General features: G+C 64.8%; 17 protein-coding genes, 1 tRNA gene and 1 pseudogene. 8 read left to right on the top strand and 11 right to left on the bottom strand.

Annotated elements, in window-relative coordinates; all coding sequences use genetic code 11:
- Nucleotides 1-12: 12 nt before the first annotated feature.
- From murB to SSKA14_RS14485, 6 genes are all read right to left on the bottom strand, one after another.
- Nucleotides 13-1074, bottom strand: coding sequence for a UDP-N-acetylmuramate dehydrogenase (gene murB, locus SSKA14_RS14510; RefSeq protein ID WP_008267034.1), 1062 nt, complete (start codon nt 1072-1074; stop codon nt 13-15).
- 8 nt (nt 1075-1082) lie between these two features.
- The gene (locus tag SSKA14_RS14505; RefSeq protein ID WP_008266670.1) at nt 1083-2138 is read right to left on the bottom strand and encodes a quinone-dependent dihydroorotate dehydrogenase; all 1056 of its coding nucleotides are present in this window, start codon (nt 2136-2138) and stop codon (nt 1083-1085) included.
- A gap of 8 nt (nt 2139-2146) precedes the next feature.
- A complete protein-coding gene (locus SSKA14_RS14500; RefSeq protein ID WP_008268733.1) occupies nt 2147-2917 on the bottom strand; it encodes a class I SAM-dependent methyltransferase in 771 nt (256 codons plus the stop codon).
- A gap of 5 nt (nt 2918-2922) precedes the next feature.
- On the bottom strand, nt 2923-3207 hold the full coding sequence (locus SSKA14_RS14495; RefSeq protein WP_006435840.1) for a DUF4190 domain-containing protein: 285 nt from the start codon (nt 3205-3207) through the stop codon (nt 2923-2925).
- Nucleotides 3208-3385: 178 nt separating this feature from the next.
- Nucleotides 3386-4189 carry an SDR family oxidoreductase gene (locus SSKA14_RS14490; RefSeq protein ID WP_008266842.1) on the bottom strand — a complete coding sequence of 268 codons (804 nt, stop codon included), beginning with the start codon at nt 4187-4189 and terminating at the stop codon, nt 3386-3388.
- Nucleotides 4189-5721, bottom strand: coding sequence for an aldehyde dehydrogenase family protein (locus tag SSKA14_RS14485; RefSeq protein WP_008268655.1), 1533 nt, complete (start codon nt 5719-5721; stop codon nt 4189-4191). The genes SSKA14_RS14490 and SSKA14_RS14485 overlap by 1 nt, the downstream gene beginning before the upstream one ends.
- A 185-nt stretch (nt 5722-5906) precedes the next feature.
- Between SSKA14_RS14485 and SSKA14_RS14480 the strand changes: the two genes are divergently transcribed.
- Nucleotides 5907-5983: transfer RNA gene (locus SSKA14_RS14480), tRNA-Arg, on the top strand.
- Nucleotides 5984-6076: 93 nt separating this feature from the next.
- Here SSKA14_RS14480 and SSKA14_RS14475 read toward each other — a convergent pair.
- Together SSKA14_RS14475 and SSKA14_RS23475 are read right to left on the bottom strand one after the other, a co-directional pair.
- Nucleotides 6077-7066 (bottom strand): tyrosine-type recombinase/integrase, encoded by a 990-nt coding sequence (locus SSKA14_RS14475; RefSeq protein WP_008266547.1) that lies wholly within the window; start codon nt 7064-7066, stop codon nt 6077-6079.
- A 481-nt stretch (nt 7067-7547) separates the two neighbouring features.
- A complete protein-coding gene (locus tag SSKA14_RS23475; protein ID WP_157635954.1) occupies nt 7548-8144 on the bottom strand; it encodes a DUF4145 domain-containing protein in 597 nt (198 codons plus the stop codon).
- A 52-nt stretch (nt 8145-8196) separates the two neighbouring features.
- Here SSKA14_RS23475 and SSKA14_RS14465 point away from each other — a divergent pair, with 52 nt between their 5' ends.
- The gene (locus SSKA14_RS14465; RefSeq protein WP_040007896.1) at nt 8197-8439 is read left to right on the top strand and encodes a hypothetical protein; all 243 of its coding nucleotides are present in this window, start codon (nt 8197-8199) and stop codon (nt 8437-8439) included.
- A 257-nt stretch (nt 8440-8696) separates the two neighbouring features.
- Nucleotides 8697-8942 (top strand): annotated as a pseudogene (locus tag SSKA14_RS14460) (hypothetical protein); the annotation flags it as partial.
- Between the two features lie 357 nt (nt 8943-9299).
- Here SSKA14_RS14460 and SSKA14_RS24010 read toward each other — a convergent pair.
- Both SSKA14_RS24010 and SSKA14_RS14450 read right to left on the bottom strand, forming a co-directional pair.
- A complete protein-coding gene (locus tag SSKA14_RS24010; RefSeq protein ID WP_198283611.1) occupies nt 9300-10970 on the bottom strand; it encodes a hypothetical protein in 1671 nt (556 codons plus the stop codon).
- Between the two features lie 726 nt (nt 10971-11696).
- Nucleotides 11697-12587 carry a dihydrodipicolinate synthase family protein gene (locus SSKA14_RS14450; protein ID WP_008265172.1) on the bottom strand — a complete coding sequence of 297 codons (891 nt, stop codon included), beginning with the start codon at nt 12585-12587 and terminating at the stop codon, nt 11697-11699.
- Nucleotides 12588-12750: 163 nt separating this feature from the next.
- Between SSKA14_RS14450 and SSKA14_RS14445 the strand changes: the two genes are divergently transcribed.
- Nucleotides 12751-13215, top strand: coding sequence for a GNAT family N-acetyltransferase (locus tag SSKA14_RS14445; protein WP_198283632.1), 465 nt, complete (start codon nt 12751-12753; stop codon nt 13213-13215).
- Between the two features lie 97 nt (nt 13216-13312).
- The gene (locus tag SSKA14_RS14440; RefSeq protein WP_040009703.1) at nt 13313-14206 is read left to right on the top strand and encodes a helix-turn-helix domain-containing protein; all 894 of its coding nucleotides are present in this window, start codon (nt 13313-13315) and stop codon (nt 14204-14206) included.
- On the opposite strand, the gene SSKA14_RS14435 is transcribed toward SSKA14_RS14440, so the two are convergent.
- Nucleotides 14154-14984 (bottom strand): universal stress protein, encoded by an 831-nt coding sequence (locus tag SSKA14_RS14435; RefSeq protein WP_040007893.1) that lies wholly within the window; start codon nt 14982-14984, stop codon nt 14154-14156. The genes SSKA14_RS14440 and SSKA14_RS14435 overlap by 53 nt on opposite strands.
- Nucleotides 14985-15152: 168 nt before the next feature.
- Here SSKA14_RS14435 and SSKA14_RS14430 point away from each other — a divergent pair, with 168 nt between their 5' ends.
- The 3 genes from SSKA14_RS14430 to SSKA14_RS14420 all read left to right on the top strand — a co-directional run bounded on the left by SSKA14_RS14430 (nt 15153) and on the right by SSKA14_RS14420 (nt 25915).
- Nucleotides 15153-15716, top strand: coding sequence for a TetR/AcrR family transcriptional regulator (locus SSKA14_RS14430; protein WP_008268455.1), 564 nt, complete (start codon nt 15153-15155; stop codon nt 15714-15716).
- Nucleotides 15717-16169: 453 nt separating this feature from the next.
- Nucleotides 16170-22229: a CshA/CshB family fibrillar adhesin-related protein gene (locus SSKA14_RS14425; RefSeq protein ID WP_232281399.1), complete on the top strand. Its 6060-nt coding sequence runs from the start codon at nt 16170-16172 to the stop codon at nt 22227-22229.
- The gene (locus SSKA14_RS14420; RefSeq protein WP_008265606.1) at nt 22226-25915 is read left to right on the top strand and encodes a hypothetical protein; all 3690 of its coding nucleotides are present in this window, start codon (nt 22226-22228) and stop codon (nt 25913-25915) included. Before SSKA14_RS14425 ends, SSKA14_RS14420 begins: the two co-directional genes overlap by 4 nt.
- The last annotated feature ends 53 nt before the right edge of the window (nt 25916-25968 follow it).

Raw genomic sequence — 25968 nt, 5'->3', positions numbered from 1 at the left:
GGGTGGGGGTGTTCACCACTGCGCGCCGAGCAGGCGGGGCTCCGGTTCGATCGGCACGCCGAATTTTTCCAGCACCGAGGCCGAGATGCGGCGCGCCAATGCCAGCAGTTCAGCGCCAGTGGCGTTGCCGTGGTTGACCAGTACCAGTGCATGGCTGGGCGCCACCCCGGCATCGCCTTCGCGGAAGCCCTTCCAGCCACAGGATTCGATCATCCAGGCCGCCGAGACCTTGCGCTTGCCTTCCTGGTCGGACGGGAACACCGGCAGCTCGGGGAAGTGCTGCAGCAGTACATCGACCTGCTCCAGCGGCAGCACCGGGTTCTTGAAGAAGCTGCCGGCGTTGCCGAGCACGTCGGGGTCCGGCAGCTTGCGGCGGCGGATCGCGATCACCGCATTGGCCACGTCCACCGCACCGGGCAGTTCCACGCCCTGCGCCTGCAGTTCCTCGCGGATGCCGGCGTAGTCCATGCGCAGGTCATGCAGCAGCGGCAGCTTCAGTTCGATGGCGGTGATCAGGTAGCGGTCCATCTGCTGCTTGAACACGCTGTCGCGGTACGCGAAGCCGCACTGTTCGTTGTCCAGCCGCACCCAGGCCTGCTCATGGCAGTCCCAGGCTTCGACGGCCTGGATGAATTCGCCGGCCTGTGCGCCATAGGCGCCGATGTTCTGGATCGGCGCGGCACCGGCGGTGCCGGGAATCAGCGCCAGGTTCTCCAGCCCGGACAAGCCTTCCTGCAGCGACCACATCACCAGGCCGTGCCAGGGTACGCCGGCACCGGCACGTATCACCGCGTGGTCGGCGCGGTGTTCGAGGAAGCTGATGTCACGGTTGCCGAACACCAGCACGGTGCCGGGCAGGTCTTCGGCGATCAGCACGTTGCTGCCGCTGCCCAGCACCAGCAGCGGGCCGTTGGCCACCTCGGCCAGCGCCAGCACGTCCGGCAACAGTGTGGGGTCGTGCAGTTCCAGCAGCTGTGCGGCGCTGGCCTGCACGTGGAAGGTGTTCAGCGCCTGCAGCGGTGCATTGCGGGTGAGCGTCCAGCGCAGCGGTGCGGTGCCGTCGGTGGTGTCCATGGGCGCGCTCACAGCGGCGCCACCGCGCCACGGCTGGGCGCTTCGCGGCGGCGACGGATCGCCTCCACGCACTCGGAAACCAGCGCCGGGCCACGGAAGATCAGGCCACTGTAGCACTGCACCAGCGCGGCGCCGGCGGCCATCTTGGCCACCGCATCGGCACCGGACAGGATGCCGCCGACACCGACCAACGGCACCGATTCGGGCAGGCGCGCGCGCAGACGGCGCAGCACCAGCGTGGACTGCTCCAGCACCGGGGCGCCGGACAGGCCGCCGGCTTCATTGGCCAACGGGGCGCCGGCCACCTTGCTGTGGTCGACGGTCGTGTTGGTGGCGATCACGCCGTCCACTTTCAATTCGCCCAGCACGCGCGCAGCGGCATCGATGTCACGCTCGCTCAGGTCCGGCGCCACCTTCACCAGCATCGGCACGCGGCGGCCGTGCCGGGCGGCGAGTGCCTCCTGGCGGTCGCGCAGCTGGCTGACCAGCTGGCGCAGCGCGGTTTCCTCCTGCAGTTCACGCAGGCCGGCGGTGTTGGGCGAGGAGATGTTGACGGTGATGTAGTCGGCCAGCGGGTACACCTTGTCCAGGCAGGCGATGTAGTCATCCACGGCCTGTTCGTTGGGGGTGTCCTTGTTCTTGCCGATGTTGATGCCGAGCAGGCCACGGCGGTTGCGCGCGCGCTCGACGTTGCGCACCAGCGCATCCACGCCCGCATTGTTGAAGCCCATGCGGTTGATGATCGCGTTGTGTTCCGGCAGGCGGAACAGGCGCGGCTGTGGATTGCCGGCCTGCGGGCGCGGGGTGATGGTGCCGATCTCGACGAAGCCGAAGCCGAGCGCGAACAACGCATCGATGTGCTCGCCGTTCTTGTCCAGGCCGGCGGCCAGGCCGACCGGATTGGGGAAGGTCAGCCCGAACACGGTGCTCGGCAGCGGCGCGATGCGGGCGGCCAGCAGCGGCGTGGTGCCGGTGCGATAAGCCAGGTCCAGTGCGGACAGGCCGAGGCCGTGGGCGCGCTCGGCGTCGAGCGAGAACAGGAAGGGGCGGGCAAGCGAATACATGCGTCGGTTCAGTCCAGCGTGCCGAGGAAGGCTCGGGTTTGATATTCAAAAGCGACCTGGCCGTCGACCGCGTGGGCGGCGAACAGGTCCTGCAGGGCAGCGATCATCGGCGCGTGGCGCGGATGACCGGGTTGCGGTGCGTAGGAAGAAGACAGCAGGCGACCGCGCAGGGCGTCCAGGTCCAGGTACTGCACGTTCGGCAGCTGCACCATGCCGCGCAGCCCAGTGCCGAACCAGGCCTGCATGGTGGCGTCGTCCTGGTAGCGCTCGGCCACGGCGGAGTAGTCGGTGCCGTAGTCCAGCAGCAGCTGTTCGTAGCCGATCAGGAACGGACTGGCATCGAGCAGGCGCGAATTCCAGTAGATCAATACCTGGCCGCCGGGACGCAGGATGCGCTGCCACTCGGCGCGCACCGCCACGGTGTCGAACCAGTGGAAGGCCTGCGCGACGCTCACCAGATCGATGCTGGCATCATCCAGGCCGGTTGCTTCGGCGCGGCCGTCGACCGCACGGAACTGCGGATACTGCGGTGCCAGCCATGCTTCGGCGGCGCCGCGCATGGCCGCATTCGGCTCAACGGCCACCACCGGATGGCCGGTGGCCAGGAACAGGCGGCTGGAAATGCCGGTGCCGGCACCGATGTCGGCCACCTGCGCCTGATGGCTGACGCCCATCAGGCCGTGCAGCCATTGCAGCAGCGCGGGCGGGTAATCGGGCCGGTAGCGGACGTAGTCGGCGACGCGGCTGCTGAAGCGTTCAGTGCTGTCGGAGACGGTCATGGCGGTCAGTTCGATACGGCGGCGAGCCAGGCCAGGCCGCCGAAGAACAGGATGAAGACCAGGATCGCGGCGATCACCGCGCCGACCATCACCCAGCCCAGCACCAGGCCGGTGACGGCCAGGCCGTCACCTTCAAGTTCAAGCGGGCGGCGGCGGATTTCGGCGCGGGCCATGTGGCCGGTGACGATGGCGACGATGCTGGCCACGAAGGGCAGGACGGTCCAGCTGGCGATGCCCATGACCAGGCTGACCACGGCCAGGGCGCTTGTCTGTCGGGGTGCCACGCTCATCGGGGTCCTCCTTGGCAGTGTGCACATGATAGTGCCTCTGCCCGGGCAATCCCATGCCCGGTGGATGGGATGGCAGGCGTCGGCCTTGGTCGACGAACGGCATTTCAGCCAGGTAGGCGTCGACCTTGGTCGACGAAAGGCATGCCAACCAAGGTTGGCAGCTGCCGGGATGCCGGTGTCAGCCCATCAGCACCTGGCCGCCATCCACGTTGAGCACGCTGCCGGTGATCCAGCGCGCCAGCGGCGAGCACAGGAACAGCGCGGCATCGGCGATCTCGCGCGGATGGCCGAAGCGGCCGAACGGAATCTTCGCCAGGGTGCCGTGGTACAGCGCCGGATCTTCGGTGCGGCGGCGGTCCCACAGGCCGTCGTCGAACTCGATCGAGCCGGGTGCAATCGCGTTGACCCGGATCCGGTCCTTGGCCAGCGCCAACGCCTGCGAGGTGGTGTAGTGCGAAAGCGCGGCCTTGGCCGCGGCATAGGGCGCGCCGCCGGGGCGGGGCTGCTGCGCGGCAATCGAAGACAGATTGAGGATGCAGGCGTCGTCTGACATGCGCAGCCACGGCAGGGCCAGCCGCGAGGCCCGCACCGCCGCCATCAGGTCCACCTGCAGGCTGGCCGCCCATCCGTCCTCGTCGTCGGCCATGCCGTAGCCGGTGGCATTGTTGACCAGCACGTCAATGCCACCGAGTGCGTCGGCGGCGGCCTGCAGCCAGCCCTGGATCTGACCGGTGTCGGCCAGGTCGGCGGCGAACGTGTGCAGCGCGACGCCCCGTGCGGTTGCATCGGCGCGCAGCGCGTCCAGGCCTGACTGGCCGCGGGCGCAGACCGAAACCTGCGCACCGGCGCCGGCAAACGCCAGCGCCATTTCACGGCCGATGCCCTTGCTGCCACCGGCGATCAGCACGCGGCGGCCGCTGTAATCAAGGATCGGAGCCCCTGCGGGGTTCCGATCCGGTGCCGTGGGTGCGGCGTTGTCCATCACAGGTCGAACTTGATGCCCTGGGCCAGCGGCAGCGAATCCGAATAGTTGATGGTGTTGGTCTGCCGGCGCATGTAGACCTTCCACGCATCCGAGCCGGACTCGCGGCCACCGCCGGTGTCCTTCTCGCCACCGAAGGCGCCACCGATTTCCGCACCGGACGTGCCGATGTTGATGTTGGCGATGCCGCAGTCACTGCCCGCGGCCGACAGGAACTTCTCGGCGGTCTTCAGGTTGGTGGTGAAGATCGAGGACGACAGGCCCTGCGGCACGCCGTTCTGCATGTCGATGGCTTCGTCGAGGCTGTCGTACGGCATCACGTACAGGATCGGAGCGAAGGTCTCATGCTGGACCACGGCGTCGCTATTCTTCAGGCCCGAGACAATCGCCGGAAGGACGAAGTTGCCGGCGCGGTCGATGCGGGTGCCACCGGTTTCGATGGTGCCGCCGGCGGCCTTGGCCTGGGCGATGGCATCGAGGAACTGCTGCACGGCGCCGTCGCTGTTCAGCGGGCCCATCAGGTTGGCGGCGTCGGTCGGGTCGCCGATCTTGCCTTCCACCTGCTTGTAGGCCTTCACCAGCGTGGCCAGCACGTCGGCGTAGATCGAGCGGTGCACGATCAGGCGGCGGGTGGTGGTGCAGCGCTGGCCGGCGGTACCGACCGCACCGAACACGATGCCCGGCACGGCCAGCTTCAGGTCGGCGGTTTCGTCAAGGATGATGGCGTTGTTGCCGCCCAGTTCCAGCAGGCAGCGGCCAAGGCGGCGCGCCACCTTCTCGTTGACCGTGCGGCCGACCTGGGTCGAGCCGGTGAAGCTGATCAGCGGCACGCGACGGTCATCGACCATCTTTTCCGACAGCGCGGTACCGGCGTCGTTGATCAGGAAGAAGATGTCCGGGAAGCCGGCTTCGCGCAGCGCGTCGTTGCAGATCTTCAGCGAGGCGATGGCGGTCAGCGGCGTCTTGTTGGACGGCTTCCAGATGCACACGTCGCCGCAGATGGCGGCCAGGAACGAATTCCAGCTCCACACCGCAACCGGGAAGTTGAAGGCCGAGATGATGCCGACCAGGCCCAGCGGGTGGTACTGCTCGTACATGCGGTGGCCCGGGCGCTCGGAATGCATGGTGTAGCCGTACAGCATGCGGCTCTGGCCGACGGCAAAATCGGCGATGTCGATCATCTCCTGCACTTCGCCGTCGCCTTCCGGCTTGCTCTTGCCCATTTCCAGGGCCACCAGCGAACCGAGGGCGTCCTTGTGCTTGCGCAGCGCTTCACCGCACAGGCGAACGGCTTCGCCACGGCGTGGGGCCGGCGTGGTGCGCCAGACCTTGAAGGCTTCCTGCGCGCGGGCGACGACGGTCTCGTACTCGGCCTCGGTGGTGGCGCGGACCTGCGCGATCGGCTCGCCGGTGGTCGGGTTGACCGGGGTGATCAGCTCACCGCTGGTCGCGCTCGACCACTCCCCGTTGCCCAGGTACGTGCCAGCGTTGATCGCGTCCAGGCCAAGGGACTTGAGCAGCTCGGAAGACATGCAGACTCCTGTGTTTCGTTACGTTGTTTGGTGCCATCGCGGGCAGGTGGGGGGGCGCGATGAACTGAATCGCCGATGGTAGCAGAGCGGCCCGCGCGGCCATGGTGCAACGCGCCAGCGAAGCCGGGCTGGAACATGAATGCTTGGAGGGCAGGGTGTGTTGCCTGTAAACTTCCCGGCTGCATGGCCCCGTAGCTCAGCTGGATAGAGCGTCCCCCTCCTAAGGGGAAGGTCGCCCGTTCGAATCGGGCCGGGGTCACCATAAATCAGCAACTTACGTGCGCATCGGCACTGTCCGTTTTCTGTATTCCTCTGCATTTCTATGCGCTTTGGTCACAGTGGTCACAACGACGGATCAATTGGTTAGATTCGCCACCGCACCGTCATCTCCCTCCGGGGTCAGGTGCGCGTAGTACTTCTCTGTAGTGGCGTAATCCGCATGTCCAGCCAGAATCTGCACCCGCCGCAATGGCACCCCCGCCATGACCATGTGGGCGCAGAACGTGTGCCTAAGGCGGTGAAGACTCCCGCCGACTCCAGCAGCAGTGGCGTCGTCCTTGAACCAGTCGCTCACGGTGTCCTTGTGAACGCTCACCAGCGGGTCGGGCAGTTCGACCAGAGCAGCGGCGGCATGGGTGTTCAACGGCACCTCTCGCCACTTCCCTGACTTCGTTCGACCATCGCCGTCCTCGTCCGGGTCGCTTTCGACCAGCAGGCGCCCAGCAACCACGTTTTCATGCCGTAGGTGCATCAGCTCGCAGCGCCGGATCCCGGTATGGGCCATGAACCGCCACAGGTTGGCTCGGGCTGCATTGGCTGCGTAGAGCTGCTGCATGGCAGTCTTCGTATAGAACCGGACTGCAACGCTCCGCACCCCTCGCGGCGCCTGGATACCCTCAAATGGGTTCGCATCCAGTTCCTTCCACTGCACGCCGCACCTGAGCGCCGCCTGCAAGCGCCGAACCTCTTTCCCGACCGTCTCCGGCGCCATCTTGTCTTTGACCAGGCGCTGGGTCTTGTACGCCTCAAGCTCGATGGGCCGCAGAGTGTCGATGGGGCGATGCCCGAGATTCTGCAGGATGATCCTCAGCTCGCTCTTGGCCTTCCCGTGCGTGGTCGGATGCTCGGCCTTGTACCATTCCAGCCAAACGTCGAGGAAGTCTCGCAGCAGTGGCGCCCGGGAGATGATCCGGACGCCGTGCCTCAGCTCCGCTTCGCGCGCTGATCGTATTTCCTCAGCTTCACGAGGGCTGACACGACCGATGGACGGGCGGAATCTCTTGCCGCCATCGCGCCAGTTGAGGTAGGCGACCCCTTCACGCCAGTAGATTGTGACCTTGACCATTTCCGTGCGCTGTAGATTGCCTGATAGAGGGCCGCTTTCTCATAGAGCTTCTTGCCCATGAACTTGCGCGGTTCCAAGTTGTATTGATCGACCTTCGCGTAAAACTGCCCGACGGAAACGCCGCAGTAGTGGGCTGATTCCTCGACCGTCAGCCAATCTTTCCCGGCCAGGTTGAAATCCTCAGTCGCGCCCATCCGGCACCTCCGGGCGCGCGGCGAGCGAATCTCTGTATGCCAAAGCCGCGTGTGCTAGATCGCATCCAGCAGTGTCGGCAAGTGTCTTTACCATTTCATAGGAGGGTGTTTCCGGCGCCAGCACATAACCCTCGGGCGGCGTGAGGGCGGCTTGCCATGCTGCCCACGCGTCGGCGGTTAGCGCGCTCCTGTAGCCGCCTGTGTGCTTAAGGCGGTGCAGGTCAGGTGCAGCGTCTAACGGCTAGGTGGGAGCAGTCAGCATGACCGCTCCTTGTGCTGGAATTTTGCTACTCCGAACTGGAAGCTGCAGCTGCCTTTCTAGCAGCGACCTGAGCCGGAAGTGTGAAAGTGTAGGTGAGGAAAAGCTCAGTAAAGCTTGCGAGTTGGGAGATTTCTTCCGGACTCAGTTCATCGTCGTCATGTGCTCCCTGATTCCCGTCAAGCCGGATCAGGTGGGCCCACTCCTTCAGATCATCGGTCAGCTTCCCGGCCTTATAAAGGGCATCAATCCGTGGCGCGAGGTTCTTTCCTGCGAGGCTGCTGTCAAGCTCTCTAGTGGCTACGTCAAGAGCCTTTCTATACATGGCTGCTGCAGCATCGGCGTGGCCTCGGGTAGCGTTGTCCGAGCCTTGCGTGTATGCCCTTTGAACGGCTGGAGAAACGTGTCCTGGTACTTCCATGCGCTTTGGCGTCGGGTAAATGTTTTTTATCACCGCTCCCCGTGCCTTGCATTCAGTACGAAACTCTCCGTGGCTCTGAGTGATCCAGCTGTGGTCGAACGCTGCATATTGCGTTGCCACGCAGACCAAGTTATTGCAGGCGTTGCAACGAAATACGACGGTGGGATCTTTTCCGCGGGGTGCAGATGTCACGACGTAGCTCATTCCCACAGACTCGGTTCTGCAGTGAGGACATGTATCAACGAAGGTGTTTGCCATGAATGAAATCGCTCTTCAGTCAAAGAAGGTCCTGGGCGAGATGCTATTGGTCGACTGTAAAACCCCTAGCCGACTTCTCGAGCATTATGAACGCTGCTCGGAAAGTCAACGAAAGGACTATGTTGTGGCGCTTGCCATGGCCTTGTGTATCAGTGAGCAGCGTCGCCGTAGGGGCGTAGGTCCGGGGTATGACTTGGCCGAGAAGGGCGAGGCCGAGTTTGCTGGCCAGGACTTCCCATGAGCGAGCAACCCGACGAGCACCACCACAACCGAAAGCCCGGCTGGCCGGACTGGGTCCGGAAGAACCTGACGCTCACTGCTGCCGTGCGGATTGTGCAAGTCGTACCGGGATGGGATCGCCCAGCTGCTTGGCATCAACGATGGGCGATTCCAAGGGCATCTGTTCGTGCATGGCGAGCGCCGGCCGGGCGGCCAGGTGGTGGTGCGGATTACGGGCGGCCCTGCAGCGGCTGGCCAATCGACGACAGGGGAAAAGGCATGAATCCACGAGAGAAGTGGGCGCGGCTGGGGCCCAGCACGGTGAAGTTTGACATCGGAATGGGTGGGGGAAAGCCTGACCTGACGAACCAGGACATTGCCGCGGCACTGGGCATGGTGCCGGCCGGCCTTGGCCGGGAGCTGCTGGAGGCATGCTGGTGGCCGGATGGCGCCGCGCTGCGCCGGCACAAACTACGGGACGCCGTCATTGCGCTGGTGACGCCGGAGCTGCAGCGCCAGCAGCGGCGGTCGAGCGGATCAAGGCGGCTGGAGCCGCGCCGACCGCCGAAGGAGACCAAGCCCAGGGCCAGGGATCCCATGAAGGTGTGGGTCGGGGCGGGGAGAGGCCAGTTGTTCCGCTCTCGAATCTGAACGGTGCCTGTCGCTTTTACTCCAAGCTGCTGCAGATTATGAGTGGCAGCTTGGCTGAGTAGAGGACGAAGGAGCTGGAGCGGGTCAAGGAATCGCTTGTGACGCTTCGGTCTCTTGCATGAGGCAAAGGATTTGGAAGAAGGGGCTCGATTGGCCTGGCGCAACGGGGACGTGGCTACTGGGCAGTAGCCACGTGTTTTGGTCAAGAATGGAGAGCCCGAGCTCCTAGCCTTAAGGGGTTGGAGCAGGGGCTTTGGGCTTTCGCCGGCGGGGAGCTCGGCGTCGCCGATCCGTTCGCATTTCCCTGGGCTTTGCACTGTCGGATGCGTTGCTCTTCAGTTGCTTTCCTATTTCAAGAGCCTTTGAAATACCTGCATTCAAGGTGAGCATCGCCTCTGATTTCACCTTCGGGGCAATATTATTTAGGCTACGGTCTCGGAAAGACCAGTGTACAAAGCGCTCTGACTTATCCTCTGCCTCCTCATAGAATCCTATGATGTTCATGTCATAGAAAAGCTGGAGGAGAGATGTGGAGTCGCGAAGGTACGCTGTGGCGTTGAAGTTCTCCCCTTGAGCCCATGCCTTAAATCGGACATAAGCCCTCTCAAATACTTCGAAATCAAAGGTGTGTTGACCATTAAGGAACTGGAAGAACTTCACGTACTTGTAAAAGTCCTCTTGCGTCATGTAGAACGCGGCATAGTTCTTGGCTTCGCCCAGCAAATAGTCGGCGTAATCGCGAGAGAATGCGTGAGAGGATGCTGCGTCAGGCGGGAAGCGGGAATCTGAGCCTCTGCCTGACTTTACAGTGTGATTAATTGTTATTCTTATAAAGGTAAGTGCGTCCCTGGGCTTTTGGAAGCTGATGCGCAAAAATCTTCTAAAGCTTGCAGCGTCGCGTTGGCCGTTTTCGTAATAGTGTCTCCATGCGTCTGCAGGAGCGGGGGCGATCGGTTGCTGCGATGCGAAGAATTTCCCCGCCATTTCGAACAGGTTTGACGATTGATACTCCTTCTCAGGCGTGCTCCACTCAAGAAATACAGTGTTGTCTTGAAAGCGGGAGTTTGAATTGTAGAGGTTAAGTGCGTGAAACACGTCTGGTCTGACAAGCAGAACTATCTTCAGACGCCCCTTGGAGTCCCTGATGGATGGGAAAAATTCGCTGTTGAGTTGCCAGACTGCTTCACCGAGTCCTTTGATGCATTGAACATACTCTTGGTACGGAATCTGCTCCGGGCGATAGTCGATGCCGTCGAAAAAAAGAATGTGGTTTTTTCCTAGCTTTAGCGAGCTGATGGATTCCTTAAAGTCATTCTCTCGATCGAGTAGGTGGCTCTTTAGTTTTACAGAGGACGTGCTGGTTTCAATGTGTCGCCCGCCCTTGATGCTCGCGACTTCCGGTGCCTGTAGGTTTACCTCGTCAAAGTCCTTAATTATTGCGTTAAATGCAGTTTCGACTTCCGGACTCATTGAGTTTTGGGCCCATTTCCTGATGCTGGCCTCAACTTTCTTGAATTTTCCGGTTATGGAAGACAGTAAGTCTTTGTTCTGGCTTACGATCGTTCGCGCAACAATGAATAGCAGCATCGAGCGCCATATGTTTGCATAGTCGCTATAGTTGAGCTTTCCGGCGCGCTTGAGTTGGATGAACTGATGGTACTGCGTCTCTGTCATCGTCGTGACATGGCAGATATGGTCCTTGTATTTATTGTTCTCCATGTAGACCGCATACGCGGTCTTGCCGCTGCCCTTTTCGCCCATCAAAAAGTAGGTTGATGGGCGAATAATCTCGTCCAGCTCAACCGTTCGGAGAAAGATCTTGTTGAAAAGATCTTTCTCCTTCCGATGCTTATAGTTGAGTGCATCGTTGTGAGGACGCTCTAAGTCTTTAATTTCTTTCATTTGCTCCATGCTCCCCTGTAGCGCCTGCAGCCTGCTGGCACCTCTTTGCGAACTCTAGCTGACTAGCCAGCCATGCGCCACACCGCATTGTGACCGGCAATTTGCTGGTCTATTCGTCGTTGTGCGACGGATAGCAGAAGCGTTGCCAAGCGCCCATGAGCGCTCGTCGCTTCTCAAGCATCCTTCCGCGCTTATAGGCAGCTTGAGCTTTGTCCCGAATTCGATGAGCCAAAGCCATTTCAGAAGGATAATCAGCAAATTCGGTTGTCTCGGTGACCAAGTCTTTGAAGGTCGACCTGAACCCGTGAATAGTCACATGGCCAAAGCCGATAGGTCTGAACAGGGCTAGCATTGCGTTCTCGCCAGCTGCTCATTGCTGACGTCGTTGGGCAACAGCAGACGGAACTCTGTGTAAGCCTGGTCCGAACGGCTTCAGGCTTACGCTCGAGCCTCTGCGGCAGGGAGAGTTGGACCGATCCATGCTAATCACCGGAGGGTGGGATCAGAGCTAACCGAGGGACGCCCTCAAGGCCTAGGCGAGGCTAGGGCAGGGTTACAGCAGCTGCGGCGTGGTGTTTGAGCGAAGCTGGACTCAAACCGGTCCCTGCAATCTTGCAAGTCATTGATTTAACGAGCAGTGGAAGCCTCTTCTCAAGAGCGAGGTCGCCATTCGAATCGGGCCGGCGTGACCACCTGCGCGGCTGTTTTCGCGCCCGTTCCCAGCGTTTAGCGCAGCCCCAGGGCTTCCAGCACTTCGGCCACCTGCGCCCGGTCATTGCCCTGCAGCCCAAGCAGCGGCCGCGGCAGGCAGTCGTTACTACACAGGCCCATCAGTGCGGCAGCGCATGCCATCACGCGGATGCCGCCGAAGCGATCGTACAGCGCCCAGAGCGGTTCCAATTGCGCAGAGGCCGCTTCGGCCGAGGCCATGTCACCGCTGCGCGCTGCGTGGGTGATGCGCAGCGCCACTTCGGGGAACAGGCCAGCGATCACCGAGTACCAGCCATCACAGCCTGCGGCCAGTCCGCGCACGGCGGCGGCGTCACCACTGATCCCCAGCGTGACGTGCGCCGGAATATGGGTGCGCAGCGCGGCGACGCGTGCCAAGGCTTCCACCGGATTGTCGGAGAGGCGGGGGATCTTGATCGAGCCGATGTTGGGCAGCGCGGAGATCCGCCCATGCAGTTCATCGGAGAACTGGAAGCGGGTGGTGCCGGGATTGTCGTAGACGCAGATCGGGGTGCGCACTGCCATGCACACCGATTCGAAGAGCGTGTAGACCTCGTGCTCCTTCAGCGGCTGGTAGGACACCGGCGCCAGCAGCAGGCCGGCAGCGCCGGCATCTTCGGCATGCCTGGCCAGTTCCAGCACGTCGCGGGTGCGCAGGGCGCCGATGCCGACGATCACCGGTATGCCGCCGGCATGGGCGAGGGCCTGGCGCAGCACGCGCTTGCGCTCGGCTTTCTCCAGATACGCATAGCTGCCGGTGGAGCCGAGAATGCCCATCGAGTCCACGCCGGATGCGGCCAGGCGCTCGACCAGTGCGGCAAAAGCGCGCGTGTCGATGTCATCTTCACTAAGCGGAGTAAGCGGAAACGCGCTAAGGCCTCTGAACATGGGATACCCGGGAACGAGAAAGAGACAGGCTGCCGTTGGGCGGCAGGCGTGTGGACGCCCGGAATTGTTTATTGTCCTAGGACAAAATTCAAGCGCTGCGGCGTGGCGTGACTGCGCGCTCCAGGACGCCCACAATGGATGCCCACGTCACGTCCGCATCGTCCTGCCCATGCAGCTGCAGCCGGTCCAGCCTTCGCACTACGCGCGCATCGCCCATTGGCTCGATTCGGCCGCAGCGACGCAGCGCTGGGCCGGCCCGGGTGTGGCGTTCCCTATACTGGCCGGAGCGTTTGCACAGGTGCTTGGGCTGGACGTTCGTCCGGGTCGGGTGCTGCTGGACGAGCAGGGCGACTGCGTAGGCTTCGGCCAATACTGGTTGAGCGAACCTGGCACCGCCCATCTGGGCCGGATCATCGTTTCGCCACAGGCACGGGGGCGCGGACTGGGGCGCGTGCTGATGCAGCTGATGATCGCCGAAGCGCTGCAATCACCGGGCGTACAGCGCCTGACCCTGCGGGTCTATCGGGACAATGCCGCGGCGGTGGCGCTGTATCGCGATCTCGGTTTCCAGCCCGTGGACGGTGCCTCGACGCCGGATCTGCTGTTCATGCAGCGCGGTGGCGGATGATGGGCGCAGCGTGCCAGGCCTTGATGCCTTCGGCACTTTTCACAACAGGCTGACCTTGCCCGGTATGCTGGGTGCCGGAATCCAGCCGGATCGGTTCATGGACCGCATACCCCAGCTTCTGGATCAGGACGAATCCATGCGCCTGGAGGTCAGCACGCTGGCCGAGGGCCAGGGCGTCCCGCTGTCGTTCGGGCACGCCCGCCTGGCGGTGTTGGTCTGCGTGTCGGGGCGTGCGCGCTTCGCCCTTAACTTCCGTGAGGTGGCAGTGCAGCGGCACGACGTGCTGGTGCTGGCCGAGGACACGCTGGCGCTGTTGCGGCAGCGCTCGCGCGGCTTCCTTGCGGTGGTCTGCCTGATGCCGAAGGCGCTGGCGTCTGAAGTAGCCTACGTACTGCCCAACGCATTGTTCAAGTTTCTGCACGAGCAGCCCCATTGCATGCCGTCACCGTTGGAGGTGCCGTTGCTGCAGGGCTGGCTGCAGCAGTTGATGGACGCACACCACACCGGCGGCCGGTATCGGCATGTGATGCTGCGCTCTCTGCTGCAGATCTTCTTTCTCAAATTCGCCACGCTGCTGCCGGCGAAGGGCGCGCCCACAGCGCAGATCAGCCGGCGTGAGCGCCTGGCCTGGAACTTCTGGGAACTGGTCGGCCAGCGCAGCACGCGCCAGCGTGACGTGCAGTCCTACGCCGAGGCGCTGTGCATCACCCCGTTCTATCTGTCACAGCTGACCCGCGAGTGCTTCGGCCAAACGCCGAAGGCGCTGATCGACCGCCAGGTGGTGCTGGAGATCAAGGCATGGCTGAGCTACAGCGAGCTGCCGATCGGACGCATCGCCGAGCGCCTGTGCTTCGAGGATGCGTCCTACCTGTGCCGCTATTTCCGGCGGCATACCGGGCAATCGTTGACCGCCTACCGCCGCGCGGGGCAGGGCATCCCTAGTGGGATACGAACAACGGTGCCGGAACTTCGGCCAGCAGGTTCTCGGTGACTCCACCGAGCACGCGCTCCACCACGCGGCTGCGGCTGTACGGGCCCAGTACCAGCAGGTCTGCTTCGGCATCGAGGACATGCTGGCGGATGGTTGCGGCAACGCCGCCCTGTGTGGAATTGATCGCCTGGATCTCGACCTCGACACCATGCCGGGCCAGATGCTGGGCCATCTCGGCACCCGGTGCGGCCTCCGCCTTGGGGGTGTCGACCATCAGCAGGTGCACGGCCTGTGCGCGGGCCAGCAGGGGAAGCGCATCGGCCACCGCGCGGCGTGCCTGCTTGCTGGCATTCCAGGCGACCACGATGCGCTGGCCAACCTGTTCGCCGCGCCAGTGCGGCGGCACCAGCAGCATCGGCACGCCGGTCTGGCGCAGCGTGCCGAGAGGGTGCCAGCCACTGGGTGCACCCGGCGTATGTGGATAGCCGGCGACGATCAGGTCGCAGTACAGCGAGTGCAGGGACAGATCAGCGCCGCCCAGATAGTCTGAAACGATGCGCAGCTCGGTGCTGATCCGCAGCGGCTCGGCGGCCGCGCGCAGGTTCTGCATCAGCTGTGCGGTGCAGGCGGCATCGGCTCGTGCTTCGTGGTCGAGCGCCGCGGCAATGCCGGCACCCCGGGCGAAGCCGCTGGCGATGTCGCTGGGATGCTGGGCGGTGGAGACCGCGATCAGGTGGGCCTGCTGGACCTGCGCCAGGCGGGCGGCGATGTTCAGGACCCGGTGCCCGGTGTCGCCGGCATCGAACAGCACGGCAATGTCGCGTAGCGGATGCAGCATGGCGTTGTCTCCTTCGATGCCTGTGACGCGATCCCTGCGTGCACCGACCCGGGTGCACCGGACGCACTGTAGTTGTAGCGCAATCATGATTCTGATGAATCATTTGTGATTCAGTTCATTAATTGATGATTCATGCTAGCGTGAGGGGGTCTCGAATCCGGTACTTCCATGCGTCCTGCAGCACGTTCCCGCCGCGACCTGCACCATGCCCTCGCAGCCACGCTGGTCAGCCATCCGCGCTGCACGCTCAGCGAACTGGCCAGCGGTGCTGGTATCAGCCGGGCGACGCTGTACCGGTTCGCGCCCACCCGCGAAGCGATCGACGAGGCGTTGTTTGTGGCGGGGTTTGAACGGCTGGAGGCGGCGGCCACCTGGTTCGACGCGGATGCCGACGCGATGCAGGTGTTGGAGCGGGTGACCGAAGTACTGCTGGCCGATTGGGAGCTGGTCACGCTGCTGTTTGCGCGCATGATGGAAGAGCAGCAGCGTCAGGGCGATCTGCATCTGCTGCCGGGGCGCTGGGCGCCGATTGGCGAGCGTTTCGAGGCTTTTTTCCTGCGCGGCCAGAAAGCCGGCGTGTTCAATCTCGGATTTACCACCGTGTGGCTGGCCGATTTCTACTGGACCTGCTTCTACGGCATCACCTGGTCGCTGGCACGGGGCCGGTTGGCGCCGGCGATGGCGGCATCGACGCTGCTGGCGTCCTTCCTGCAGGGCGCGAAGCAGCCCTGACGCCCCACACCGCTGCCGAATCTGCGTGGTGTTTTGCCGGAAAGTAGGCGGCGGCTGCCGGAATCGTGCCCGGCCCGAACCTATGTGCCGGCTATAACTGGACGCGTGCAGCTGACGCCAGACTCTGCAAATGTGAATGTGATCTTCATCACGTAATTGTTTGCAATATGTTATGGTCGTCACAGTTATATGTGCCTGACCAACCGGGGACAAGGGACGAAGCAGATCGCCACGGACCCGGCGGAACACGCAGTCATGTGTACCGCCGTACCGGGGAATTCGTTGCTGGTCACCCACTGACCTTCGGCCCGCCAAGGGTCGACGACGGGGAAATCAACCATGTGGCAGTCGACGACGTCGCGCGAAAGCGCGGGCGGTGGATGCGTTCATCCCAAAAAACGTGCCCGGACAGGGCGATCCAGCGGCTGGCTGAGGGCCGGCCTACTGGCCCTGTTGTCGCTGACGATGCCGTCGCTGGCCTGGGCCGCCGCCTACGCCACCGGCGGCAGCAGCCCGTACCGCAACACCGTGCTGTGGTTGACCTGGGGTGGCGGTGCCAATGGCGTGAACAACGTCGCACTCAACGATGGTGCGATGTCGTCCATCGACATGCCGGTCGCGGCCGGGGTGAACCTGCGCGTTGATTGCCGTTTGAACACGGCCGAGACCAATGTGCTGCGCAGCTATCGCCCCGGCAACTTCGGTGGTGACAGCCTTGACGACCTGTACAACATCGGCGGCACCGGCACCGCCAACCAGCTGATCGCCGGTATCGCACGTGCCAGCGGCACCTCAAGCTTCAGCATCACCTGTACGTCGACCCTGGGTGGTGCCCCGTACCGCCTGCGCGGCGTGGTGATGGCCGACGCCGAGTCGATCAACAACAGCGGCGAGTTCGTCCAGGCCAGTGCGCAGGGCACCTGGAACGTGGTCGAGGTCCGCAAGAACCTGTCCAACGCCACGCCGTACCTGGTCAACAAGTCGACCAGCGGTGCCAACCAGGTCATCCGCTTCGGCCCCGGCAACGACGACAACACCGCGGCGGTCACCTTCCTCAGTTTCGACAATGCCGCACACGCGCCGGGCAACCTGGCAGTGAACATGGGCTTCTCGATGCGCGGCGGCGGCACCACCGCGATCGCGATCGGTCTGCTGGTGCCCTACGCCGACTTCGGCGACGCGCCGCAGAGCTATGGCGATGCCATGCACGTGGTGGACGATCTGCAGTTCCGTTCCGACGGCATCCCGCAGGGAGCCAGCAACTTCAACATCAACAGCGCAGGCTATACGCCCGGTGGCCTGGCGCCGCCGTTGACCGATTTCCTCGGCAGCCTCGGCCCGGATACCGAGCAGCGCAGCAGCTACAGCCTGGATGCGCTGGGCGATGACAACTTCCCGCAGGTGGGAAGCCGCGAAGAAGATGCCTGGCCGACCAGCTACCGCCTGACGGTGATGCAGGCCGGTACCCAGATCAACCAACCGGTCGCCTGCGTGGGCAACGGCAGCGTGGCCGGCTGGATCGACTTCAACCGCAACGGCGTGTTTGATGCCAACGAGCGCAGCGCTATCGCGGCCTGTAGTGGTGGCCAGGCGAACCTGACCTGGACCGTGCCGGCCCAGGTGCTGGCGGGTACCAGCTACGTGCGCCTGCGTTACTCCACGAACGCGGCCCAGATCCAGAACCCGACCGGCGTGGCCGACGACGGCGAGGTTGAGGACCACCGGATCACCATCACCGCGCCGTCGCTGAAGGTGGTGAAGAGCAACAATGCCACTGGCGGCGTCTGGAACTATGGCCAGGCCGGCACCGAATACACGCTGACGGTGAGCAACACCAGCGATGTGCCGACCGGCAATCCGCCGAATGTGGCGGCGGGCACGATCACTGTGCGTGACCAGCTGCCGGCCGGCATCGCGCCGAACTGGAGCGGCACGCATGTCAGTGGCAACTGGAGCTGCACCGCCAGCGGCCAGGACGTCACCTGCACCAGCACCCAGGTCCTTGCAGCGGCAGGCAGCGCCGGGTCCAGTTCGGTGTTCACCCTGCCGGTGACCGTCACTGCAGCGGCGACCGGCGTGCTGACCAATCACGCCAGCGTCGGCGGTGGCTACGACCCCTTCAACAGCGGCAATGCGCCCGCACCGGGCGCCAGCTGCACCGACGCCGACCACTGCACGCGCAGCGACGTGACCGTTCCGGTAACCCGCGTGGGCTATGCCAAGCGCTCCAATACGGCCGGCCCGGTCGCGGTGGGCACGACGGTCAGCTATACCGTCGATGTCACCGTGGCCGATGGCAACACCCGTGACGTGCTGACGCTGACCGATACCCTGGGCACCGGCCTGGATTTCGCCAGTGTCAGCAACGCCGGTGCATTTACCTGCAACGCAGCCAATCCTATGGTGTGCACGTTGCCGGCCGGTACCGTGCCCGGCACTTACAGCCTGAGCTACACGGCCACCGTCAATGCGCAGGCCAGCGGCCAGGTGGTCAACACCGTGGTCGGCACTGGCACCGATAACCCCACCTGCAGCAGCAACTGCACCACCACCACGCCAGTGGCCGCGCCGAGGATCTCGGTGTCCAAGGCCAGCAGTACCGCCGGCCCGGTCGCGATCGGTGACGCGGTGGCCTATACCGTGACGGTCGTGGTGGCTGACGCGCGCACCCGCGCGGTGACCACGCTGACCGACACGCTGGGTACCGGTTTGGATTTCGGTGGCATCACCAACGCAGGCGCTTTCAGCTGCGCGCCGGGCAATCCCCTGGTCTGCACGCTGCCGGCGGGTACCGTTCCGGGCAGCTACGCGTTCTCCTATACCGGCATCGTCAATGCACAGGCCAGCGGCCAGGTGCGCAACGCGGTGGTGCCCAGCGGCACCGACAATCCCTCCTGCGTGGGCAGCTGCGATACCACCACGCCAATGGCCAGCGCGCTGGTGGTGTATGCCAAGCAGGCGTCCACCGGTGGTCCGGTGCAGATCGGCGACGTCATCGACTACACGCTGAGTGCGACCGTGACGCGTGCGCGTACCTCCGGCGTGGTCACCCTGACCGATACCCTGGGCAGTGGCCTGGACTTCGGCGGCGTCAGCAGTGCCGGCATCTTCACCTGCAGTGGCGCCAATCCACTGGTGTGCACGTTGCCGGCCGGCACCGTGCCGGGCACCTACAGCCTGACTTACCGCGCCACCGTCAATGCGCAGGCCAGCGTCAGTGTCCGCAACGCCGTGCTTGGCAGCGGCACCGATAATCCGTCGTGCAGTGCCAACTGTGACACCACCACCCCGGTGGCGGCGCCCGGCGTGAGCTATGCCAAGTCGGTGAGCGGCACCGGCCCGGTCTCGGTGGGCGATCGCCTGACCTATACGCTGACCACGGTGGTGACCAACTCGCGCACCACCGATGTGGTGACCCTGACCGATACCCTGGGTACCGGCCTGGACTTCGGCGCGGTGACCAGTGCGGGCGCCTACAACTGCAACGCGGCCAATCCGCTGGTCTGCACCCTGCCTGCGGGGACCGTGCCGGGCAGCTACAGCCTGACCTACACCGCAGTGGTGAATGCGCAGGCCAGCGGCCAGGTCACCAATGCCGTGCTGGGTAGCGGCGGTGACAAGCCCTCCTGTACCGCCAACTGCGATACCACCACGCCGGTCACCGGCAGTGAGATCGACTATCGCAAGACCTCGGCAGCGGTAGGTCCGGTCAAGGTCGGTGACAGCATCGCCTATACCCTGACCGCCGTGGTCAGCCACTCGCGCACCACGGCGGTGTTCACCCTGACCGATACGATGGGTCCCGGCCTGGATTTCGGCACGGTGACTGCCAGCCAGGGTTTCAGCTGCAATGCCGCCAATCCGCTGGTGTGCACGCTGCCGGCCGGCACCGCGCCGGGCACGTATAGCGTGAACTACACCGCGAAGGTGAACGCGCAGGCCAAGGGCAGCGTAAGCAACGCGGTGCTGGGTGGTGGTACCGGTACCAATACGTGCACCAGCAACTGCAGCACCACCACGCCGGTGCTGGCAGCGGTGGTGACCTACCGCAAGCAGTCCTCCACCGTTGCGCCGGTTGGCGTCGGCGATGCGGTCGACTACAGCGTTGAAGTGACCATCGCGAACTCGCAGACCACCGATACGCTGGTGCTGACCGACACGCTGGGCGTGGGCCTGGACCTGCAGTCGGTCACCCAGCCCGGGCCGTTCACCTGCAACGCCAGCAATCCGCTGGTCTGCTCGCTGCCGGCCGGCACCGCGCCGGGCACCTACACGCTGGGCTATCGCGCGCTGGTCAATGCACAGGCCAGTGGCAGTGTGCGCAATGCAGTATTGGGCAGCGGCGGTGATACGCCCACCTGCAGCGGCGACTGCAGCACCGAGCACGCGCTTGCAGAGCCGCGCGTGGTTCTGGAGAAGCAGGCCGGCCCGGCCAGTGGCACCGAGGTGCGTCCTGGCGACAGGCTGCGCTATACCCTGGTCGCCACGGTCGAGCGCGCATCCCTGCGCAAGCCGCTGCAGCTGGTGGACACGCCCGATGCCGGGCTGAGCATCGAAAGCCTGCCCGCCGGATGCGTGCAGCAGGCAACGGACATCGTGTGCACGCTGCCGGCGGGAACCGCGGTTGGCCGCCACGAATGGGTCTACCAGGCGATCGTCAATCAGGAAGCGCGTACCGAAGTGCTGAACCGCCTGCGCGGGCAGTACCCGGATGGCTCGCCGCCACCCGAGTGCACGACCTGCGAGACGCGCCACAAGGTGGTGTCCGACTTCGCGCTGCGCATCACCAAGACCGCAAGTCCGCGCCGGGTGAAGGTGGGCGATCTGGTGCGCTACCAGCTGGTGGTCGAGAACGTCGGCAGCAGCCACTGGCGCGATGGCGTGGTGGTCGATACGCCGCCGCCGGGTTTCAGCTACGTGGATGGTTCGATGCGCGTGGCCGACGATGACGGTGCGTTCTCGCTGGCCAGCAGCCAGTCGCCGCTGCGCATCGGCGCGGTGGATATCGCGGTCGGCCGCAGTGCCACCATCACCTACCTGCTGCGTGTCGGCGCTGGCGTACGCAGTGGCAATCACGTGAACCAGGCCGTGGCGACGGCCGACGATGGCAGCCCGCTGTCGAACATCGCCACCGCCGAAGTGGCGATGGATGCCGATCCTCTGCTGGAAGACAGCCTGGTGTTCGGTACCGTGTTCGATGACCGCGATGGCGACGGCTGGCAGGACAGTGCCGAGCTGACCGGCGTGCGCGTGCAGGGTGGTTTCGCAGCGGCGGCCTATGTGGCCGGCTCGACCACGCTGGATCGCGGCGATGGCCCGCAGCCGCTGGCCGATGCCAGCGCACCGCTGCTGCACGGTGTGCAGATCGGCACGGTGCATGGCCGTGCCTCGACTTCGGACACCGCCGAGGCGCACCAGGTGGTGTTGCGGCAGCGCTTGCGCGAACTGGCTTTCACCGATGACTTCGTGCTGGAAAGCACGCAGGGTCACCGCCTGCGGATGGACGCACAGGGCGGCACGGACGTGCAGCGCAGTGGCGAGGCCAGCAAGGGCCTGACCGCCGCCGAGCCGACCGTTCGCCGCGAAATTGCCCGCGTCGCTGAGGGCTATGAAGTGGCCTATGTGATCGGCAACGAGGGCATCCAGGAGCAGGGCATTCCGGGCGTGCGCCTGGCCACCGTAGAGGGCCTGCTGGTGGAGACCGATCCGTTCGGCCGCTACCACCTTGCCGACGTCCACGGCGGTGATGCGCGCCTGGGCCGCAATTTCATCATCAAGCTGGACCCGGCCACGGTGCCGGCCGGTGCGGAGCTGACGACCGAAAATCCGCTGCTGCGACGCGTGACCCAGGGCGTGCCGACACGCTTCAGCTTCGGCGTGCGCCTGCCGCCGTCGCCACAGGCGTCGGCCGAGCGCATGGAGCTGGCCTTGGGCGAAGTGCTGTTTGCCCCGGGCAGCAGTGAGCTGCGTGCCGACTACCGCCCGGTGCTGCTGAAGATGGCCGAGGTGGTGAACCGCTACCAGGGCGGTGATGTGGTGATCGCGGCCAATGGCGAAAGCCAGGCGCTGGCCTTCGCCCGTGCCGCGGTGGTGCGCGATGCGCTGCAGGCCGAAGTGGCCGAAAGCGCGCGCGCTGGCCTGACCGTTCAGCTGCGCACCGATGTGCAGGACCCGCATTCGCTGCTGGCCGGTGTCGATGCGAATGGCGCGTTGTTGGGCAACGTCCTGTTCGACACTGACAAGGCCGCCGTGCGCGAGGAGTTCAAGCCGTTGTTGGCGGCGATCGCCGCGCGCCTGGAGAAGATGGGTGGTGGCCAGGTCAGCCTGGTCGGGCACACCGATGTGCGCGGCAGCCATGCCTACAACCAGGCACTGGGCCTGCGCCGTGCCAGCGCTGTGTTCGAGGCGCTGCGCAGCCAGCTCAGCCCCGCCGTGCAGCAGCGCCTGCGCGTCCGCAACGAGGAGAGCGCCGCTACCCGTGCGGCCGCCCGCCAACAGGAGGCCCGCCGATGAGCGCGCATCACTCTGCCGCCCGTCGTGCGGCCCGCCTGCCGCGTGCCGCGCTGTACCAGGCGCTGCTGCTGGGCCTGGCCGCTACCGCCCAGGCCGCCCCGTCGACCGCCGAGCCAGCGCCGATCCGGTGTGACGGCACCCAGTGCAATGCCGAGGGCGAACTGTTGTTCAGCCTGCGCTCGCGCAGCTACGACGAGCCGGTGACCGAAGGAACGTCCACGCGTTCCAGCTCGCAGGCGTTGCAGCCGGATCGCCGGGTCAGCGTGGCCATCGATGAGCCGGGCAAGGCGACCGTGCGTGGCGAGTTCATGATCCGCCTGCCGGAAGGCGGCGCGATCTGGGCCACCGAAGACCCCGCGATGGGCCAGCCGGAACTGTCGGTGTCTGCGCCGGGCATGGTGGCCTTCGATGAGGGACGCATCGTGCGTCCGGTCGAGTTCTACGTGCGGGGCAACTACACCGCCTTCATCCAGCGCCTGGAAGTCAGTGTCTACCGCGGCAGCGACTCCGACCGGGTGGCGCCGCTGGCAACGTTCGAACTGCCGGTGGCCGCCGTTGCACAGGGCACCTGGGATGGCACCCTGCCGGCATCGACACCGCTGCGTCGCGGCGACCGCCTGGTCTATGTGCTGCGTGCCTTCGACGCCGAGGGCAATGTCGATGAAACCACCGCGCAGTCGATGCAGCTGGTCACTCCGGCGGAGTTCGAGCGGGGCAACCAGCAGCTGCGCGATGCGCTGGAAGATCGTCGCGGCACCGCCGTCGATGCCAACCAGGCAGCGTCGCTGTCGCTGCTGCAGCAGGTGTTCGACAGCAATGGCCTGCGCCAGCAGAACATTCCGGTGTACGGCTCGCGGGTCCGCCTGCGTGGCCGCGACCTGCCGCTGGGTGCCTCGTTGAAGATCAACGGCGACAGCTATCCACTGGATCAGGATCGGAAGTTCGCTGCCGAGTACCTGATGCCGATCGGCCACCACGCCTTCGATGTGCGTGTCGAGCGGCCGGATGCACCGGCCATCGCGCGCACGCTGCAGGTCGATGTCAGTGGCCAGTACCTGTTCGGTGTGGGCCTGGCCGACATCACCGTGTACCAGAACAAGGCCAGCGGGGCAGGGCAGGACCTGGCACGTGGCGAGCGCAGCGATGATGTGCTCAGTGACGGGCGCCTGGCCTTCTACCTGAAAGCCAAGACCCGTGGCCGCTACCTGCTCACCGCGCAGGCCGATACCCAGAATCGCCCGCTGGACGAGCTGTTCACCGGCTTTACCACCGCCGATCCGCGCGACCTGTTCCGCAGCCTCGATCCGGACCTGTATTACCCGACCTACGGCGATGATTCGCTGACCCAGCGCGATGTCGACAGCATGGGGCGCTTCTACCTGCGCATGGACTGGGACAAGAACCAGGCGTTGTGGGGCAACTACAACACTGGGCTGACCGGCACCGAGTATGCGCAGTACGTGCGTTCGCTGTACGGTGCGGCGTTGTCGTGGCGCTCGCGTGGCGCCAATGCCTGGGGCGACGCGCGCAGCGAGCTGCGCCTGTTCGGCTCGCAGGCCGAGACCGCGCCGGGTCACAGCGAGTTCATCGGTACCGGCGGCAGCCTGTACTACCTGCGCCACGCCAGCATCCTCAGTGGTTCGGACCAGGTGGTGCTGGAAATCCGTGACCGCACCACCGGACGCGTGGAGCAGCGTGTGCCGATGGTGCGCGGTGCCGACTACGAGATCGACGCCCTGCAGGGCCGCATCCTGCTGACCCGCCCATTGGCGCAGGTCAGCCGCGAGAACCTGCGCCGGATCAGCCGTGATGTGCCGCTGGATGGTTACGAGCAGCGCCTGATCGTGGATTACGAATGGGTGCCGACCGGCTTCGACAGCGATGACATCACTGCGGGTGTGCGTGGCAAGCACTGGTTTGGCGATCATGTCGCGGTGGGTGCCACCTATGTGGACGAGCAGCGCGCCGGCCAGGACTATTCGCTGAAGGGCGCGGACCTGACCCTGCAGGCCGGCCGTGGCACCTATCTGAAGGTCGAACACAGCCGCAGCGAGGCGACCAGTGCACCGGTGTTCTTCTCCGACAATGGCGGCCTCAGCTTCAGCCGCCTGAATCCGGAAGGGCCGCGCGAAGGCGAGGCGACTGCCGTCGAGGCACGCGTCAACCTGCGTGAGCTGGGCTGGACCCAGCGCGACTGGAGCGCGGGTGCCTGGTGGCGGCAGGTGGACGGTGGCTATTCGGTCGGGCGCTTCGATACCGGCCAGCGGGTGCGCGAACAGGGCGCCGAGCTGCTCGGTTATGTGACCGACGACTTCAGCCTGTACGCTCGCTACAGCGAGGCACGTCGTGGTGCGCAGTCGCTGATCCAGGCACAGGCCACCGCCGAATGGCGGATCGGCGAGAACGATCGCCTGTCGGCCGAGCTGCGCCGGGTGCAGGAAGACCGCGGCAGTGGCAGCAACGTGGCTGGCGTGCTGGCTGCAGCACGCTACACCCACCGCATCGGCACGTCGCTGGATGTCTACGGTGGTGGCCAGCTGACCGTGGACGACGACCATGGCCGCTATGCCGACAATGATGCCGTGGTGGCCGGCGGCACCTGGACCTTCGCCAATCTGTCCACCGTCGGTGCCGAAGTCAGTGATGGTGACCGTGGCACGGCCGCGCAGGTCAATGCCGAATACCGGCTGACCCCGCAGCACAGCTTCTATGGTGCGTTCACCCAGTCGACCGACCGCAGTGAATACGACCCGCTGTTCAGCCCCAACGCGCAGGATGGCTGGACGCTGGGCCAACGCTGGCGGTTGTCCGACCAGGTCAATGTGTTCAACGAAAGCCAGTTCCTCAAATCCGGGCAGGAGTCCGGGTTGGCGCACACCTTCGGCATGGATTTCTATCCGGCGGTGGGTTGGAATGCCGGCTTCACGCTGAGCAATGGCAAGCTCGACGCCAGCACCGGGCAGGTCGACCGCAAGGCGGTGAGCCTGTCCGGCGGGCGGACCTCGCCGGGCACCGAATGGCAGAGCAAGCTGGAATGGCGCCGCGACACCGGCGCGGAGCGACGCACGCAGTGGGTCAGCACCAACCGTTTGAGCCACCGTCTCAATGACAGCTGGCGGATCGCGGCGCGCTTCAACTACGCCGACACCGATGATGCGATCAATCCGGTGGCGGGCGCGCGTTTCATCGAGGGCAACCTCGGCTTTGCCTACCGCCCGTGGGACAACGATCGCTGGGCGCTGTTCGGCCGTTACAGCTACCTGTATGACCTGTCGACGATGGGGCAGGTCAATGGTGTCGACTACGACCAGCGCACCCAGGTGCTGTCACTTGAGGGTGTGTACCGCATCGACCAGCGCTGGGAAGTAGCGGCGAAGGCCGCCCGCCGCGAAGGCGAGGTGCGCTATGGGCGTGGTACCGGTCCGTGGTTCGACTCGGCCACCAACTTCGCCTCCGGCCAGCTGCGCTACGACCTGTACTACCAGTGGCATGGGCTGCTGGAGTACCGCCTGCTGGACGTGCGCGACGGAGGTAGCCGACAGGGTTGGCTGGCCGGTGTCGACCGCGATATCGGGCGTAATTTCCGCGTCGGCGTGGGTTACAACTTCACCGATTTCAGCGACGACCTGACCAAGTTCGATTACACCCATCGCGGGTGGTACCTGAACCTGGTGGGGCGTTACTGAGCACCGCTGCCGAGCGTGGGCTCGGCGCTACAGGAACGGATGCGCCGGGCCAA

This window comes from Stenotrophomonas sp. SKA14 (assembly GCF_000158575.1).
Classification (GTDB): Bacteria; Pseudomonadota; Gammaproteobacteria; order Xanthomonadales; family Xanthomonadaceae; genus Stenotrophomonas; species Stenotrophomonas forensis.
This window is presented reverse-complemented; position numbering and strand designations above follow the sequence as displayed.